This is a genomic window from Rhodococcus sp. MS13, assembly GCF_013277835.1.
GTDB lineage: Bacteria > Actinomycetota > Actinomycetes > Mycobacteriales > Mycobacteriaceae > Rhodococcus_F > Rhodococcus_F erythropolis.
Map to the genome: position 1 here is coordinate 91,532 of NZ_VBTL01000005.1, position 15,403 is coordinate 106,934.

At 62.9% G+C, this 15,403-nt stretch carries 15 protein-coding genes; 9 read left to right on the forward strand and 6 right to left on the reverse strand.

All coding sequences use genetic code 11. The features are described from left to right. Positions 1-109: 109 nt before the first annotated feature. Positions 110-1,042: a DoxX family protein gene (locus FEZ59_RS13530; RefSeq protein ID WP_003944048.1), complete on the reverse strand. Its 933-nt coding sequence runs from the start codon at positions 1,040-1,042 to the stop codon at positions 110-112. Positions 1,043-1,259: 217 nt separating this feature from the next. On the opposite strand from FEZ59_RS13530, the gene FEZ59_RS13535 reads away from it, so the two are divergent. Beyond that, positions 1,260-1,583, forward strand: a complete 324-nt coding sequence (locus FEZ59_RS13535) for a DUF2716 domain-containing protein (protein ID WP_242459808.1) — start codon at positions 1,260-1,262, stop codon at positions 1,581-1,583. Positions 1,584-1,654: 71 nt separating this feature from the next. Here the strand turns inward: FEZ59_RS13535 and FEZ59_RS13540 are convergent, their stop codons facing one another. Next, positions 1,655-2,341 carry an MBL fold metallo-hydrolase gene (locus tag FEZ59_RS13540; RefSeq protein ID WP_020969731.1) on the reverse strand — a complete coding sequence of 229 codons (687 nt, stop codon included), beginning with the start codon at positions 2,339-2,341 and terminating at the stop codon, positions 1,655-1,657. A 174-nt stretch (positions 2,342-2,515) separates the two neighbouring features. Here FEZ59_RS13540 and uvrA point away from each other — a divergent pair, with 174 nt between their 5' ends. After that, complete coding sequence (gene uvrA, locus FEZ59_RS13545; RefSeq protein WP_176607706.1) at positions 2,516-5,476, forward strand: excinuclease ABC subunit UvrA; 2,961 nt, start codon at positions 2,516-2,518, stop codon at positions 5,474-5,476. A 72-nt stretch (positions 5,477-5,548) separates the two neighbouring features. Here the strand turns inward: uvrA and FEZ59_RS13550 are convergent, their stop codons facing one another. Beyond that, positions 5,549-6,259, reverse strand: coding sequence for an alpha/beta hydrolase (locus tag FEZ59_RS13550; RefSeq protein ID WP_172932770.1), 711 nt, complete (start codon positions 6,257-6,259; stop codon positions 5,549-5,551). Positions 6,260-6,339: 80 nt separating this feature from the next. Between FEZ59_RS13550 and FEZ59_RS13555 the strand changes: the two genes are divergently transcribed. Further along, on the forward strand, positions 6,340-7,050 hold the full coding sequence (locus tag FEZ59_RS13555) for a WYL domain-containing protein (protein ID WP_172932771.1): 711 nt from the start codon (positions 6,340-6,342) through the stop codon (positions 7,048-7,050). A gap of 5 nt (positions 7,051-7,055) precedes the next feature. Here the strand turns inward: FEZ59_RS13555 and FEZ59_RS13560 are convergent, their stop codons facing one another. Further along, positions 7,056-7,472, reverse strand: coding sequence for a DUF1801 domain-containing protein (locus FEZ59_RS13560; protein WP_172932772.1), 417 nt, complete (start codon positions 7,470-7,472; stop codon positions 7,056-7,058). Position 7,473: 1 nt separating this feature from the next. Further along, positions 7,474-7,842 carry a DUF1844 domain-containing protein gene (locus FEZ59_RS13565; RefSeq protein ID WP_020907885.1) on the reverse strand — a complete coding sequence of 123 codons (369 nt, stop codon included), beginning with the start codon at positions 7,840-7,842 and terminating at the stop codon, positions 7,474-7,476. A gap of 370 nt (positions 7,843-8,212) precedes the next feature. Here FEZ59_RS13565 and infC point away from each other — a divergent pair, with 370 nt between their 5' ends. The 6 genes from infC to pheT all read left to right on the forward strand — a co-directional run bounded on the left by infC (position 8,213) and on the right by pheT (position 14,238). Beyond that, complete coding sequence (gene infC / locus FEZ59_RS13570; RefSeq protein ID WP_003944008.1) at positions 8,213-8,905, forward strand: translation initiation factor IF-3; 693 nt, start codon at positions 8,213-8,215, stop codon at positions 8,903-8,905. A 43-nt stretch (positions 8,906-8,948) separates the two neighbouring features. Continuing rightward, positions 8,949-9,143, forward strand: a complete 195-nt coding sequence (rpmI, locus tag FEZ59_RS13575) for a 50S ribosomal protein L35 (RefSeq protein ID WP_003944043.1) — start codon at positions 8,949-8,951, stop codon at positions 9,141-9,143. 63 nt (positions 9,144-9,206) lie between these two features. Then, a complete protein-coding gene (gene rplT / locus FEZ59_RS13580; protein ID WP_019748616.1) occupies positions 9,207-9,596 on the forward strand; it encodes a 50S ribosomal protein L20 in 390 nt (129 codons plus the stop codon). A 23-nt stretch (positions 9,597-9,619) separates the two neighbouring features. Next, a complete protein-coding gene (locus tag FEZ59_RS13585; protein WP_172932773.1) occupies positions 9,620-10,450 on the forward strand; it encodes an RNA methyltransferase in 831 nt (276 codons plus the stop codon). A 170-nt stretch (positions 10,451-10,620) separates the two neighbouring features. Further along, positions 10,621-11,691 (forward strand): phenylalanine--tRNA ligase subunit alpha, encoded by a 1,071-nt coding sequence (gene pheS / locus FEZ59_RS13590; RefSeq protein WP_003944109.1) that lies wholly within the window; start codon positions 10,621-10,623, stop codon positions 11,689-11,691. A 60-nt stretch (positions 11,692-11,751) separates the two neighbouring features. Beyond that, the gene (gene pheT, locus FEZ59_RS13595; protein WP_172932774.1) at positions 11,752-14,238 is read left to right on the forward strand and encodes a phenylalanine--tRNA ligase subunit beta; all 2,487 of its coding nucleotides are present in this window, start codon (positions 11,752-11,754) and stop codon (positions 14,236-14,238) included. 58 nt (positions 14,239-14,296) lie between these two features. Here the strand turns inward: pheT and FEZ59_RS13600 are convergent, their stop codons facing one another. Continuing rightward, positions 14,297-15,361, reverse strand: coding sequence for an Lrp/AsnC family transcriptional regulator (locus FEZ59_RS13600; protein ID WP_172932775.1), 1,065 nt, complete (start codon positions 15,359-15,361; stop codon positions 14,297-14,299). Positions 15,362-15,403 lie beyond the last annotated feature (42 nt).

Sequence of the window (15,403 nt, forward strand, 5' to 3'; positions counted from 1 at the left end):
AATTCACGCGCTGCAAAAGCGCCAAGACAGTCTAGTTCCCCCAGATGAACTGCCGCATAGATACAGGTCAGGCCACCCGAAGGTGGCCTGACCGTGTTTTTCGGTGCACTCAGTGCGTCAATTCGTCCTTCTTGGCGCGAGCCTTTTCGAGCGCCTTCTCGGCGCGCTTTCGGGCACGCTTACCCAGCACCTCGGTCTGCTCCGACGCCGTTTCGGCCCACTCGTTGCTCTTTTCGAGCGCGAGTTCGGCGAACTCGGAGCTGCGCTTGCTCGCCAGCTCTGCCAGTTCGGCGCTGCGCTCGCGTGCGGTCTCGGCCAGTTCGGAGCCGCGCTTCTGCGCGACTTCGAGGATGTCCGGGCCGCGTTCTTTGGCGACCTCTCCGAATTCCGCGGCACGCTTGCTCGCGATCTCCGCGAACTCGGAGCTGCGCTCCTTGGCAAGTTCGAGCCAATCCGTGCCGTGCGCCTTCGCGGTTTCGGCAAGTTCGGAACCGCGTTCGGACGCCACCGACAGAGCGTGTTCGACGCGATCGCTCGTGTGATCGGTCTGCGATGCGACCAACGGAAGTGCCGCGGCGATAGACGCCTGAGCCTTCTTCGCGGCGCGGCGGCCACGCCAGCCGAGCGACGGCTTGCCCTCTGTGTCGACGGACGCGATCATCAGTCCGCCGAGCAGGCTGACGTTCTTGATGAAGTTGGTCCGCTGCATCGCTCGCAGTGACGGATCGGTTTCGTTCCAGAAGTCGTGACCGGCAAGCGTGGTCGGTACCAGGCTCCCCGCGAGGACCAACGACGCGAGACGCGGCGCCTTGCCGGTGGCCAGCAGGGCACCGCCGCCGATCTGGACGGCGGCGTTGATCTTGACGAGTGTTTCCGGATCAGCAGGCACCTTCTGCGTCACTGCTCCTGGCAGCGTCTCGACGGATTTGTCGATCAGCGGCGACGCTTTGGCTGCTCGCTGAGCGGGGTTGCGCAAAGCATCGATTCCCCCGGCGATGAAGATCGTGGAAAGCAGTGGACGAGCAATTCGACGTACCAGCATGTTTCAAGCCTCCCGATGTAGGTTCGTTTTCCACCCTAGCGATCTCACAAGGAATTGGTCCGGTTCGGCGATCCCGCGACGCCTGACCCGGTTGACGGATTCCTGGTCGCCGAAGCGCGCTGTACTGCGTCGATGACTTCTCCACCGATCCGGACACACCGTTCTGAAGTATCCGTTACCGCGTATCCGCATACGGCGTGTTCGAAGGTGTCACACAATGCACACCGATCAACCACCATGGTGCGGTGACCACGAAGGTATCGCTGAGCCGACGCCGTCCGTGGTCTTCGATTTGGGTGCGGTGCCAGCTGCGACTCCAGGGGCGTGGGCCGCTCGAGTTGATGCGATCAACGCCGAAGCGTTGCGCTGTTTTGTCATCGATTGGAACGACGATCCCAACTTTGTCGTCCTGGACTGGCAGGATCCGGGCTACACCTTCTGCCATCCGTGGGAACGCACGCTGTGTGTTCGGGGAACGGATGGTCGAAGGACTCGGCCGGACTCTGTCGACCTGGCTTCCGCGACTTCGCGTCGACGGTGAACAGGTCGACGGCGAACAGGTCGATAGTCAGGAAGTCGGCTAGCGGGGTCTAGTACGGAACAGGTGAAACGTCACCAACCGCGCTCGCGCCATTCCGCCAGGTGCGGGCGCTCGGTACCCAGCGTCGTGTCCTTGCCGTGCCCGGGGTAGACGACAGTCGCGTCGTCGTACCTTCCGAACAACTTGTTTTCCACGTCGTCGAGCAGGGAAGTGAACTTCTCGGGGTCGGCGGTCTTTCCGACGCCTCCGGGGAAGAGTGAGTCGCCGGTGAAGAGGTGAACCTGCCCGTTCGGTTCGGTCAGAGCCAACGCAATGGAACCGGGCGTGTGGCCGGACAGGTGGATGACGTCGAGGCTCAGATTGCCTACTGTCACCTTGTCGCCGTCTTCGAGGAGTACGTCCGGGGTGACGGGAAGGACCTCCGCGTCGAGAGGGTGAGCGGCGGTCGGCACCTTGGTGGCAGCGTGGACGTCCTGCAAAGCCAACCAGTGATCGCCGTGTTGATGGGTGGTGACGATGGAATCGAAAACAGGTGCTTCCTGTTCGATGAGCGCAATGATCTTCTCGGCCTCGTTGGCCGCATCGATCAGGAGAGATTTCCCGGTCGCGGAACAGACGACGAGGTAAGTGTTGTTGTCCATGGGGCCGACCGACATCTTCGTGATGACGGCACCGTCGACTGTGCGCCGCTGAGGGGCAGAATCGGGGGAGACCTGACCGGTGTAGGAGTCGTCGATCACGATGGGCTGATTCGTCATGAAACGCAGGCTACCTTCGAATAGGGGCAGGTAGAGCGATGGGCTCGCCTGGTGAGATAAACGTGTCGGTGGCTCGGCCTACGATGACGATCGCTCGAGGACTCGCGTTTGCGAGGCCACTCGAGACTTCTCCGGGGGGACGGCCCCGGACGATTGACAATGAAGGGAATTGGTGTGGCGGATCGCCTGATCGTGCGGGGTGCGCGTGAGCACAATCTGCGAGGAGTCGATCTCGACCTCCCGCGAGACAGCCTGATCGTCTTCACCGGGTTGTCCGGCTCCGGCAAGTCCAGCCTCGCGTTCGACACGATCTTTGCCGAAGGTCAGCGCCGCTACGTCGAGTCACTCTCGGCATACGCGCGTCAGTTCCTCGGTCAGATGGACAAGCCCGATGTCGATTTCATCGAGGGTTTGTCGCCGGCGGTGTCCATCGACCAGAAGTCGACCAACCGCAACCCTCGTTCGACGGTGGGCACGATCACCGAGGTCTACGACTACCTCCGGCTCCTTTATGCCCGCGCAGGTTCGGCGCACTGCCCGGTGTGTGGTGAGAAGATCGCACGTCAGACGCCTCAGCAGATCGTCGACCAGGTGCTCGAGATGGAGGAGGGCATCAAGTTCCAGGTCCTCGCACCAGTGGTCCGTACTCGTAAGGGCGAGTTCGTCGATCTCTTCGATCAGCTCAACACCCAGGGCTACTCGCGTGTGCGCGTCGACGGAGTCGTCCATTCGCTGGCCGATCCGCCGAAGCTCAAGAAGCAGGAAAAGCACGACATCGAAGTAGTGGTCGACCGATTGCAGGTCAAGGCGAGCTCGAAGCAGCGCCTGACCGACTCGGTCGAGACCGCACTTCGATTGGCCGAAGGCATCGTGGTCCTCGACTTCGTCGACCGTGAAGAAAATGCACCTGATCGTGAGCGTCGTTTCTCAGAGAAGCTGGCCTGCCCGAATGGCCACGCACTCGCGATCGACGATCTCGAACCGCGCTCGTTCTCCTTCAACTCGCCCTACGGCGCCTGCCCGGAATGCACCGGCCTCGGTATCCGCAAGGAGGTCGACCCGGATCTGGTGGTTCCGGACCCTGACCTGAGTCTCGAAGACGGTGCAATCGCGCCGTGGTCGATGGGCCAGAGTTCCGAGTACTTCGGACGCCTGCTGTCCGGCCTCGGCGACATTCTCGGATTCGACATGAAGACGCCGTGGAACAAGTTGCCGGCGAAGGCCCGCAAAGCAATCCTCGAAGGCAGCGAAGAGCAGGTGCACGTCCGGTACAAGAATCGATACGGCCGTACCCGTTCTTACTACGCGGAGTTCGAAGGTGTGATGCCGTTCTTGCACCGCCGGCTCGAACAGACCGAATCCGATCAGATGAAGGAACGCTACGACGGGTACATGCGCGACACCCCGTGCCCGGCGTGTGGTGGTGCTCGCCTGCGCCCCGAAATCCTGTCGGTAACTATCGCGGCTGGAGACTTCGGCAGTAAGTCCATCGCCGAGGTCTGTGAACTGTCGATCTCCGATTGCGCGGATTTCCTGAACAGCCTCACTCTCGGCTCGCGTGAAGAGGCAATCGCGGGTCAGGTCCTCAAGGAAGTTCAGGCGCGCCTCGGCTTCCTGCTCGACGTCGGCCTGGAATACCTTTCCCTCTCGCGAGCCGCGGGCACGTTGTCCGGTGGCGAAGCCCAGCGAATTCGCTTGGCAACGCAGATCGGATCCGGGCTCGTCGGTGTGTTGTACGTGCTCGACGAGCCGTCCATCGGGCTGCACCAGCGTGACAACCGGCGACTGATCGAAACCCTGACGCGCCTGCGCGACCTCGGCAACACGCTGATCGTCGTCGAACACGACGAAGACACGATCCGTACATCCGACTGGGTGGTCGACATCGGACCGTACGCCGGCGAGCACGGCGGCAAGGTCGTCCACAGCGGACCGTACGAAGAACTGCTGACGTGTGAAGAGTCTTTGACAGGCGCCTACCTGTCGGGTCGCAGCTTCATCGAGGTTCCGGCCATTCGTCGGCCGGTGGATCGCAAACGTCAGGTCACGGTGGTCGGAGCTCGCGAGCACAATCTCGACGGCATCGACGTGAGTTTCCCGCTGGGTGTTCTCACCGCTGTCACCGGTGTCTCCGGTTCGGGCAAGTCGACGTTGGTCAACGACATTCTCGCGACCGTCATGGCGAACAAGCTCAACGGTGCACGCCAGGTGCCTGGCCGTCACACACGAATCAACGGTCTCGATCAGCTGGACAAGCTCGTGCAGGTCGATCAGTCTCCGATCGGCCGGACTCCGCGATCGAATGCGGCGACGTACACCGGTGTGTTCGACAAGATCCGAACCCTGTTCGCGGCCACCACGGAAGCGAAAGTCCGCGGTTACCAGCCCGGCCGATTCTCGTTCAATGTCAAGGGTGGACGCTGCGAGGCGTGCTCCGGCGACGGAACCTTGAAGATCGAGATGAACTTCCTGCCGGACGTGTACGTGCCCTGCGAGGTATGCCACGGCGCTCGGTACAACCGCGAAACGCTCGAGGTCCACTACAAGGGCAAGTCGATCGCCGAGGTACTCGACATGCCCATCGAGGAAGCAGCCGAGTTCTTCCAGCCGGTCACCTCTATTCACCGGTACCTCAAGACGCTGGTCGACGTCGGACTGGGCTATGTCCGACTGGGTCAGCCGGCTCCGACCCTGTCCGGTGGTGAGGCGCAGCGCGTCAAGCTGGCCGCCGAGTTGCAGAAGCGGTCCACCGGTCGCACGGTTTACATCCTCGACGAGCCCACCACGGGTCTGCATTTCGAGGACATCCGCAAGCTCCTGATCGTGATCAACGGTCTGGTCGACAAGGGCAACAGCGTGATCGTGATCGAGCACAACCTCGACGTGATCAAGACGTCGGACTGGGTCGTCGACATGGGGCCCGAAGGTGGATCCGGCGGCGGAACCGTTGTGGCGCAAGGTACCCCGGAGGACGTTGCCGCGGTCCCCGAGAGCTACACGGGCAAGTTCCTCAGTGAGGTTCTCACCGCACAGCACCCGCCCGTCAAGGCCAAGCCGATCACCAAGAAGCGTGCAACGAAGGCAGTTGCCGCAAAGAAGGCGGCGCCACGGAAGAAAGCTGCTTCCGTGAGCTAGTAGAAGGTGAGCAAGTAGAAGTCGGTCAGTGATGCCGGGTCGGAATCCGATCCGGCATCACTGCTTTGTCGATCAGGAAGCGGCGGCCTCGAGGATCACCTGGGCGACGTCTTCGGGGCGCGACCACATCGGCCAATGGCCGGTCGGGAGGTCGACGTACGTCACGGGGAGTTTCGCCAGTTCTGCGGCCATCGGATGACCTCCGTCGGCCATCTGGGCAATCACCGCGGACGGGAACGTGCTGCAAACGACGGTTGACGGCACCTGGTAGCGCTTTTCGTTCGTCAGGACAATTGGCTCACGCGCCGGCCCGGCCGGTTCGGGGACGGCGTTGGCGCGAAACGCCTCGAGAGCCTTCTCGTCGAGTCCTTCGAGGCTGCTGCCGTCTGCTTCAAGTTCTGCCCACGTCGGCAGCGGTACCTCGACGACGTCAGCGGCCAGATCCGGTCGCAGCGCCGCGCCGTCGGGCATGGGACCTGAATCGACGTAGACGATCCGCGCGACCCGATCCGGGATGCGATCGGTTACCGCGTATCCCACCGGGCCGGCGCCGCTGTGCACGACCAGTACCGTACGTTCGTCTGAATCCGATACAGCGTCGATGACTGCGCGGACGTGGGCGTCGAAGGTGACCGCTGATCTATCTGCATCGACGGCGTCGAGTCCGGGCAGCGTCAGGCTGGTCACGCGGGTGGTGTCGGAGCGCTCGAGGTGGGGGAGGACTGCGTCCCAAGCCCATGAGCCGAGCCAGAATCCGGGAACAAGAACGATGTGAGTTTTCATGGACTCACTGTGCAATCAGGTTGGTGACAACAGAGTGTCACCAATTATGTCACTGTTTGGTATCGAAATCTGCGACACTGGTGAACGTGAATCGAGCTGCGAGATTGCACGCTCTCGTCGAAGAGCTTCGGCGACAGGGCGATCGAGGGGCTACGTGTTCCCGATTGTCCGAGGAATTCGGTGTCACCACCCGGACGATCAAGCGGGATATCGAGACTCTGATGATGTCGGGCGCGGCGATCGAGGCGCGCTCGGGCCCCGGGGGTGGATACCGACTCGCAGGTCGCGCCACGCTACCGCCGGTCAATTTCACTGTTCCTCAAGCAGTTTCAATCGCGTTGGCCTTGACGGCGGCCGGTGACGCCCCGTTTGCGCCGGACGGACGAGCAGCTCTGGCGAAACTGCTCGACGTGATGGACGAGGAGAGTCGTCGTAAGGTCGCCGAACTCGGTGGCCGTGTGTGGATTCGCGGCGACGGCGGGGTAGTAGCGGATTCGCGCACGAACCGGCGGGCCGTCGAGCAGGGGCTCGAACAGAGTCGCGTCGTGTCGTTGCACTACGTGGATGGGGACGGTGCGGAGACGGTGCGGGCAGTTGAGCCGCACATTCTGGCGCAGGACCGTGGGCAGTGGTTTCTCATCGGCTGGTGTCGCCAGCGCGACGCGGTGCGGTGGTTTCGACTCGATCGAATGCGTCGGGCCACGCTCACGAACGATCACTTCACACCACGGGATTCGACCCTGTTCGGCCAACCGCCCGAAGACGCTCGGCCTGTAGCCCCACGAAGGTGACCTGTTCAGTCGATCATGTTGCGGGCTGCGGCAACGGAATCCGCGATCAGTTCGGTCAGGACTGCCATGTCGACGTCGCTCAGCCGTTTGACGTACAGGCAGCCCTTGCCGATCTTGTGCTTGCCGAGGCGCGCCAGTGTGTCGGTGTAGTCGTCGAAGTTCAGCGACAAATACAACGTGAGCGCGGTGGCCCTGGGGGAGAACCCGATCAGTGGGGTGTCACCTTCGTGGCCACTCGCATACCGGTAGTGCCGTGCCCCGAAACCGATGATGCTCGAGCCCCACATCACGGCAGGCTCGCCGGTCGCGGCCGACAGCAAGGAGATCAACTCCACGCTGTCGGCACGCTTGCGGTCGTCGACGCGTGAAATGAATGCGTCGACGTCACCGGGCGTCGGTTGAGTCTTGTTGGCGGTTGCCAACTCAGTAGACCGGACCGGTGAACTTCTCGCCCGGTCCCTTTCCTGGCTCGTCCGGGTGCGAGGAGGCCTCACGGAATGCGCGCTGCAGGGCTTGAAGGCCTTCACGGATGGGTCCCGCGTGGGGGCCGAGGTATTCGACCGACGCAGTCACGAGTCCGGCAAGCGCCGTGATGACTCGACGAGCTTCGTCGAGGTCCAGATAGGGACTGGAAGACGGATCGGCGTCGGAGAGGCCGAGTTTTTCGGCAGCCGAACTCATCAGCATCACTGCGGCGCGGCTGATGACCTCGACCGCGGGAACTTCGGAGAGTTCGCGGACGTCGGGGTTCGCGCCGTCGGTGTTCTGATCTGCCTCGAAGTTCTCACTCATGGTTGTAAGGATTCCATCAGGCCGTGGTGGTGTTGAATCGGGCCTCTCCCGGCAGCACTGGGAGCGGCACCGATTTCTTTCATCTGTGGCGACCTGTTACTCTTGTTGCAACGACCGCCTCCGACTTGTTCGGGGGCAGCAAGTGGAGTCCGACTCCCACCTCTGCACGGCAGGTGAAACTGCAGTTCAGTGGTTCCGGTCACCTGTTATCGGAGATCAATTCTTCGTCAGGTTCCTCGCTCAGTCGAGGAGATAGGTTTCGGCGTGAGCTGGATCTTATGTGATCGGTCGACATCGGGCCCCGCGGATGAGCAATCATCACAGCGGGGCTTTTTTGTTGGGGTGCGGGCGGTACGGGCTGCGTGCGGTCATGAAGACCGCACCGTTCAACCTAGGAGGCCCCATCAGCACTGAGACCCGCATCAACGATCGTATCCGCGTTCCCGAGGTTCGTTTGGTCGGACCTGGCGGGGAACAGGTAGGCATCGTGCGTGTTGAAGATGCACTCCGCTTGGCCCTTGAGGCCGACCTCGACCTGGTCGAGGTAGCTCCTGATGCCCGTCCACCGGTCTGCAAGATCATGGACTACGGCAAGTTCAAGTACGAGGCTGCGCAGAAGGCACGTGAGTCACGTAAGAACCAGCAGCTGACGGTCATCAAGGAGCAGAAGCTCCGACCCAAGATCGACGACCACGACTACGAGACCAAGAAGCGCAACGTCGTTCGCTTCCTTGAAGCCGGTTCCAAGGTCAAGGTCACGATCATGTTCCGCGGACGTGAGCAGTCACGCCCCGAACTCGGCTACCGCCTTCTGCAGCGTCTGGGAGCAGACGTCGCAGATCTCGGATTCGTCGAAACCTCGGCAAAGCAGGACGGCCGAAACATGACGATGGTCCTGGCACCGCACAAGGGCGCCAAGACTCGCGTCAAGGCGCAGGAGAGCGCTCAGGCGCCAGTGGCTCAGGCTGCTCCGCGTCCGGCTCCGGCCGCACCGGCTTCCAGTGAAGCAGCTCCGGAAGCACCGGCGACCGGCGATGCCGCTCCCGAGGCTCCGGCCAGCTAGTCGATTTCCCAAGATCCACCACGTAACAAGAACTGAGGACTCCATGCCCAAGATGAAGAGCCACAGCGGCGCCTCGAAGCGATTCAAGGTGTCCGGCAGCGGAAAGCTCATGCGCCAGAAGGCCGGCCGTCGCCACCTTCTCGAGCACAAGTCCAGCAGGGTTACCCGTCGTCTCGACGGTGTCGCTGTTGTCAGCCCTGACGACGCTCCGCGCATCAAGCGCATGCTCGGCATCTGAGTCGCCCCCTTACTGACCACCCGGGGCCGTATTTTCAGCCCCTAGATTGACAGGATTTTTCAAGTGGCACGCGTAAAGAGGGCGGTCAACGCCCAGAAGAAGCGTCGTTCAATTCTTGCTGCATCCAGCGGCTACCGTGGACAGCGTTCGCGTCTGTACACCAAGGCCAAGGAGCAGCAGCTCCACTCGCTCACCTACGCGTACCGCGACCGTCGTGCGCGCAAGGGCGAGTTCCGCAAGCTGTGGATCACGCGTATCAACGCTGCAGCTCGCGCAAACGACATCACGTACAACCGCCTCATCCAGGGCCTGCGTCTGGCAGAGGTCGAGGTCGACCGCAAGATCCTGGCCGAGCTCGCTGTCTCCGATGCCGAGGCCTTTGCCGGCCTGGTCGCACTCGCGAAGGCAGCTCTGCCGGCTGACGTGAACGCTCCTGCCGGAGAAGCAGCCTGATTCACGCATCACAGCAACGGCCCGTGGACCCGCTCACCGAGCGGACTCCGCGGGTCGTTTCTGCTGTCAAGCTCCTGCGCACAGCAGAACGACGCAAAGCAGGACGTTTCCTCGTAGAGGGCGAGAACTCGGTCACCGAACTGTTGAACGGTGCACTCTCGCACGGCGAGGCCCGCCCGGTACACGACCTCTTCTACACCGAGGACGCAGCCGAGCGCTATCAGCACGTCATCGATCGGGCGCTGACCGCTGGAGTTCGTGTTGCTCTTGTGACCGATCGAGCAATCAAAGCTCTGAGCGACACCGTCACGCCGCCCGGTCTCGTTGCCGTCAGCGATCTACTGGATGTACCGCTGAGCGCAGCCGTCCATCAGGAGACCCGCCTGCTCGCAGTGCCGGTCGAGGTCAACGAACCAGGTAACGCGGGCACCGTCATTCGCATCGCCGACGCAGTGGGTGCCGATGCGGCAATCCTCGCCGGTGACAGCGTCGATCCGCACAACGGCAAGGTCGTTCGTTCGTCGGCGGGCAGCCTCTTTCACCTGCCAGTCGTCCGCGATCGAGACACGGTGTCGGTGATCGAGCAGATTCGCGCAGCCGGCATTCAGATTCTCGCGACTGCAGCTGACGGCGAGGTCGATCTCGACGAGGCCGACGAGTTGCTGAGCAAGCCGACGGCTTGGCTGTTCGGTAACGAAGCTCACGGTCTCGATCCGGCGATCGCCGCGCAGGCTGATCATCGGGTCAGGATTCCGATCCATGGCCGCGCCGAAAGCTTGAACCTCGCGACAGCGGCGGCAATTTGCCTGTACGCAAGCGCGCGGGTGCAAAATCGCGCCGCCGATCACGGCTGAAAGCGCACGCGAAGACCTCACGGAATCCCATTTGCGGAAGCCTGAGACAATACAAGAGCAGAGACAATGCTCGAGCGAGTTCGAATGCTCGCTCGCAGTACAAGAAGTAAGCAGTACAAGAAGCACGCAGTACGAGAAGTAAACCGAGAAGCGACAGGAGCGTCACAGCCGTGGCCAAAAATGAGGGCGCGACACCGCCGGAGGTCGACGCGAGTGTACTCACCGAAGAGGCGTTGACCGCTGCGGCTGAGAACGCCGAGAAGGCGCTGGCGGACGCCGCTGACCTGGACGCGCTGGCGCACGTCAAGGTGGAGCACCTGGGGGACAAGTCCCCGATCGCCCTCGCGCGCCGGGGACTCGGCAGCCTTCCGGGCAAGGAAAAGGCGGACGCCGGTAAGCGCGTCAACATCTTCCGCACTCGGATCAACAACGCGTACGACGCTCGTCGTGAGGTTCTCCTCGCCGAGCGTGACGCCGCGGTGTTGGTTGCCGAGGCAATCGACGTCACTCTGCCTTCCGATCGCCACCCCGTCGGGGCTCGTCACCCGATCAGCCTGATTTCCGAGCAGGTCGCCGACGTATTCGTCGCGATGGGTTGGGAAGTTGCCGAGGGTCCGGAGGTGGAGACCGAGCACTTCAACTTCGACGCGCTCAACTTCTTGCCGGATCACCCTGCGCGCACGATGCAGGACACCTTCCACCTGGCACCCGAGAACTCTCGCCAGGTGCTGCGTACCCACACCTCGCCGGTGCAGGTCCGCACCATGCTCTCGCGTGAGGTGCCGATCTACGTGGTGTGCCCGGGCCGCACGTTCCGCACCGATGAACTCGATGCGACCCACACGCCTGTCTTCTCGCAGGTCGAAGGCCTGGCCGTCGACAAGGGCCTGACCATGGCCAACCTGCGCGGGACTCTCGACGCGTTCGCTCGTGCCCTTTTCGGCCCCGAGACCCGTACCCGTATGCGCCCCAACTACTTCCCGTTCACGGAACCGTCGGCCGAGGTCGACGTCTGGTTCGCGAACAAGAAGGGCGGCGCAGGCTGGGTCGAGTGGGGCGGCTGCGGCATGGTCAACCCGAACGTTCTGCGCGCCAGCGGTATCGATCCCGACGAGTACTCGGGTTTCGCATTCGGCATGGGCCTCGAGCGGACCCTGCAGTTCCGCAACGGTATCCCGGACATGCGCGACATCGTCGAAGGTGACGTGCGTTTCACGCTGCCCTTCGGTGTCGCAGGCTGACCGATCCGGTCCGCGGAACTTTCACAAAGACTTATCGACAAACGAGAGAGCTGAGCAGACGTGCGAGTAGCGCAATCCTGGCTGACCGAGATCCTGCAGCGGGCAACTCCGGACTGGGAGGTGACCCCGGAAGAGCTGGACGCCGGGTTCGTCCGGGTGGGACTCGAAGTCGAGGAACTCGACACACTCGAGGCGATCGACGGCCCGTTGGTCGTCGGCAAGGTCGTCTCCATCACCGAACTGACCGAGTTCAAGAAGCCGATCCGCTTCTGCCAGGTCGAGGTCGGCGAACCCGAGCCTCGCGGCATCGTCTGTGGCGCACGCAATTTCAACGAGGGTGACCTCGTCGTCGTTGCGCTGCCCGGCGCGGTGCTGCCCGGCGGATTCGAAATCGCCACTCGCAAGACGTACGGCCAGGTGTCCGACGGCATGATCTGCTCCGTCTCGGAACTCGGTATCGGCAAAGACCATTCGGGCATCTTGGTGCTCGAGCCTGGTACCGCCGAACCCGGCGCAGATGGCAACGAGTTGCTCGGTCTCGGTGACACGATCATCGAACTGAACATCACCCCGGACCGTGGTTACTGCTTCTCGGTCCGCGGTCTCACACGAGAGCTCGCGTGCGGCTTCGATCTCGAATATGCCGATCCCGCTTCGGTTCCCGCGCACCCGGCTGAGGGTGAAGCCTGGCCGGTGCGCCTCGAACCGGAGTCCAAGGCTTCGCGTTTCGTGATGCGGAAGATCACGGGTATTGATCCGCAGGCAGTGAGCCCGTGGTGGCTGCAGCGTCGACTTCTGCTCTCGGGTGTTCGCCCGATCTCGCCGGCCGTCGACGTCACCAACTACGTGATGCTCGAACTCGGCCAACCTCTGCACGCGTTCGATGCGACCTCGGTGCAGGGCGACCTGGTGGTCCGTCGCGCCAAGGTGGGGGAGAAGCTGACGACGCTCGACGACGTCGAACGCACGCTCGATCCCGAAGACGTTGTCATCGCCGACGATTCCGGAGTCATCTCGCTGGCTGCCGTCATGGGCGGCGCAACCACCGAGGTGGGAACGGCAACGACGGACATCCTCCTCGAAGGAGCTACTTGGGATCCGCTCGCAGTCTTCAAGACTGCGCGCCGGCACAAGCTGCCGAGTGAGGCGAGCAAGCGTTTCGAGCGCGTCGTCGATCCGGCGATTCCGCTCGCGGCCGTCGACCGCGCAGCCGCTCTGCTGGTCGAGATTGCCGGCGGACGGATCGAGCCGGTCCTGACCGACGTGGGCGATGTTGCCCCTCGCGCTGCCATTCGCATGGATATCGACCTGCCCGATCGTGTCGCCGGAGTCACGTACCCCAACGGCACCGCAGCTCGCCGCCTCACCCAGGTTGGCTGCAACGTCGAGGTCGGCGTCAGCGAAGAGGGACACGGCCAGTTGGTCGCGACGCCGCCGTCGTGGCGTCCGGACCTGGTGCAGCCTGCGGACCTCGTCGAGGAAGTTCTTCGCCTCGAAGGTCTCGAGCAGATCCCGTCGGTGCTTCCCGCCGCTCCGGCCGGACGCGGATTGACTCCGTCGCAGCGGCGTAAGCGCATGGTGTCGAAGGCCGTGGCTCACGCCGGTTACGTCGAGGTACTTCCTCCGGTCTTCCTGCCCACCAACGTCTTCGACGTCTGGGGCCTCGACGCGGATGATCCGCGCCGCAACACCAGCAAGGTCCTCAACCCGCTCGAAGCCGATCGTCCGGAGTTGGCGACCACGCTGCTCCCGGGTCTGCTGGAGATCCTGGCTCGCAACGCTTCTCGCGGTCAGCGTGATCTTTCGCTGTACGGCATCGCGCAGGTTGTCCTGCCGGGCCCCGATACCAAGCCGGTGGATGCATTGCCGGTGGATCGTCGCCCGACGGACGAGCAGATCGCGAACCTGATCGCGTCGTTGCCGGCTCAGCCCGTGCACATCGCTGCAGTGTTGAGTGGTTTGCGTGAGCCGAGCGGCCCCTGGGGTCCTGGCCGTCAGGCCGAGGCTTCGGACACTTTTGCAGCAGTGCGGGTCATTGCAGCTGCAGCAGGCGTCGAGGTGGAACTGCGTGCGGCGCAGTACCTGCCGTGGCATCCCGGCCGTTGCGCCGAGGTTGTCGTTGACGGCAACGTAGTCGGTCATGCGGGCGAACTGCATCCGGCTGTTCTCGAGCGTGCGGGATTGCCTGCGCGCACTTGTGCACTGGAGATCGACCTCGACGCTTTGCCGTTGGTCGAGAACCTGCCGGCGCCGCGCATTTCGCCCTTCCCTGCAGTGCTCCAGGACGTGGCGGTTGTTGTCGATCGCGATATTCCTGCGGCGAAGGTCCAGGAAGCTCTGCGTTCCGGCGGCGGCGAACTTCTCGAAGACATTCGCCTCTTCGACGTCTTCGAGGGCGAGCAGGTCGGTGAAGGCCGCAAGTCGCTCGCGTTCGCGTTGCGATTCCGTGGTGTCGACCGGACACTGACCGAGGACGAGGCAAGCGCGGCTCGCGATGCCGCGGTCGAGGCTGCCTCCAAGGCCGTCGGTGCGCAGATGCGCGGCTGATCTACTCAACTGATCACAGAGCCCACGTCCACTCCCGGTGGTCGTGGGCTCTGTCGTGTTATCGGTTTTCCGGTGAATCGGTGCGGCTCGGCAACCACACATCCGGGGCGATCGTCGAGGTTCTGCGCCCGTCCTGATCGAGTACGTGACCGAGCAGTTTGCGCAGGTGCAGCACGATGGATCGTTCGGTGACGTAAAGCCCCGAAATCTCCTTGCGCAGACGAATTTCGAATGCATCGAGTTCTGCAGGAGAATGCAGCCACAACTGAACCACCAGATTGTCGGCGCCCACCACCGCAAAACAGTTTCGGACTTCCGGCGCTCGGCTCAGTAATCGGCCCGCAGTATCGAGAAGTTCGGGTTCGACGCGGCACCACAGTGTGGCGAGCACGGGAAGCCCGGCCAGCGGCCGGGCAAATTCACACCGCAGCGCCACCAACCCCGAAGACGTGAGCCGGTCGATCTGGCGTTTGCACGCAGCCGGACTGACACCGATCGCGTCGGCCAACTCCTTCATGGGAGTGCGCCCGTCGTAGGCGAGGATCGTGAGAACCTTGCGATCCTTTTCGGAAATGCCGGTCGACCGAGCGCGCACGGCAGTACGGTTTTCGCTGGTGGTCAGCACACCCTTCTCGGACGGTGCCAGCGCATTGAGTCTCCATCGCCCACCTTCGGTGAACCAGCGTGTGATGATCGAGGTTCGTGTCGCGAGTACGCCGTCGATGGTTGCGATCTCTTCCGAGATGAAGCGCGACATCGACGCCAAGTCTGCAGTACCGGCTGTGACGAGCAGATCGGCTCTACCTGTTGATACTTCGATGGTCACGGCGTGGGCCAAGACGGTGAGACGTGCCGCGACGGTGTCGAGAAGTTCTGGTGAGCAATCGATTTCGATGATCGCTGTGACGATGGTGCCCAGCACCTGTGGCCCCGGAGTAACCGTGACCCAGGCCAACGACGATTCGGACAGTCGATTCCAACGCCGGGCGAGAGTCGCGGCGTCGAGTTCGAGTGGGCCGGCCAACGCAAGCCACTTCGATCGCGGAGCGAGCTGCAGCGCATTGATTATCCTCAGATCGATTTCATCTATCCCGCGATCGTTGTCGGCATCGAGTGCGCTCATAACGTCATTATCCTGCACATTGCCGCAAGATTCGAACTATCT

Coding starts and splice junctions, on each gene's coding strand:
- FEZ59_RS13540 (WP_020969731.1), bottom strand. CDS start 2,341: ATGACGAATCAGCCCATCGTGATCGACGACTCCTACACCGGTCAGGTC.
- FEZ59_RS13535 (WP_242459808.1), top strand. CDS start 1,260: ATGCACACCGATCAACCACCATGGTGCGGTGACCACGAAGGTATCGCT.
- FEZ59_RS13565 (WP_020907885.1), bottom strand. CDS start 7,842: ATGAGTGAGAACTTCGAGGCAGATCAGAACACCGACGGCGCGAACCCC.
- FEZ59_RS13600 (WP_172932775.1), bottom strand. CDS start 15,361: ATGAGCGCACTCGATGCCGACAACGATCGCGGGATAGATGAAATCGAT.
- FEZ59_RS13530 (WP_003944048.1), bottom strand. CDS start 1,042: ATGCTGGTACGTCGAATTGCTCGTCCACTGCTTTCCACGATCTTCATC.
- rpmI (WP_003944043.1), top strand. CDS start 8,949: ATGCCCAAGATGAAGAGCCACAGCGGCGCCTCGAAGCGATTCAAGGTG.
- infC (WP_003944008.1), top strand. CDS start 8,213: ATGAAGACCGCACCGTTCAACCTAGGAGGCCCCATCAGCACTGAGACC.
- FEZ59_RS13550 (WP_172932770.1), bottom strand. CDS start 6,259: ATGAAAACTCACATCGTTCTTGTTCCCGGATTCTGGCTCGGCTCATGG.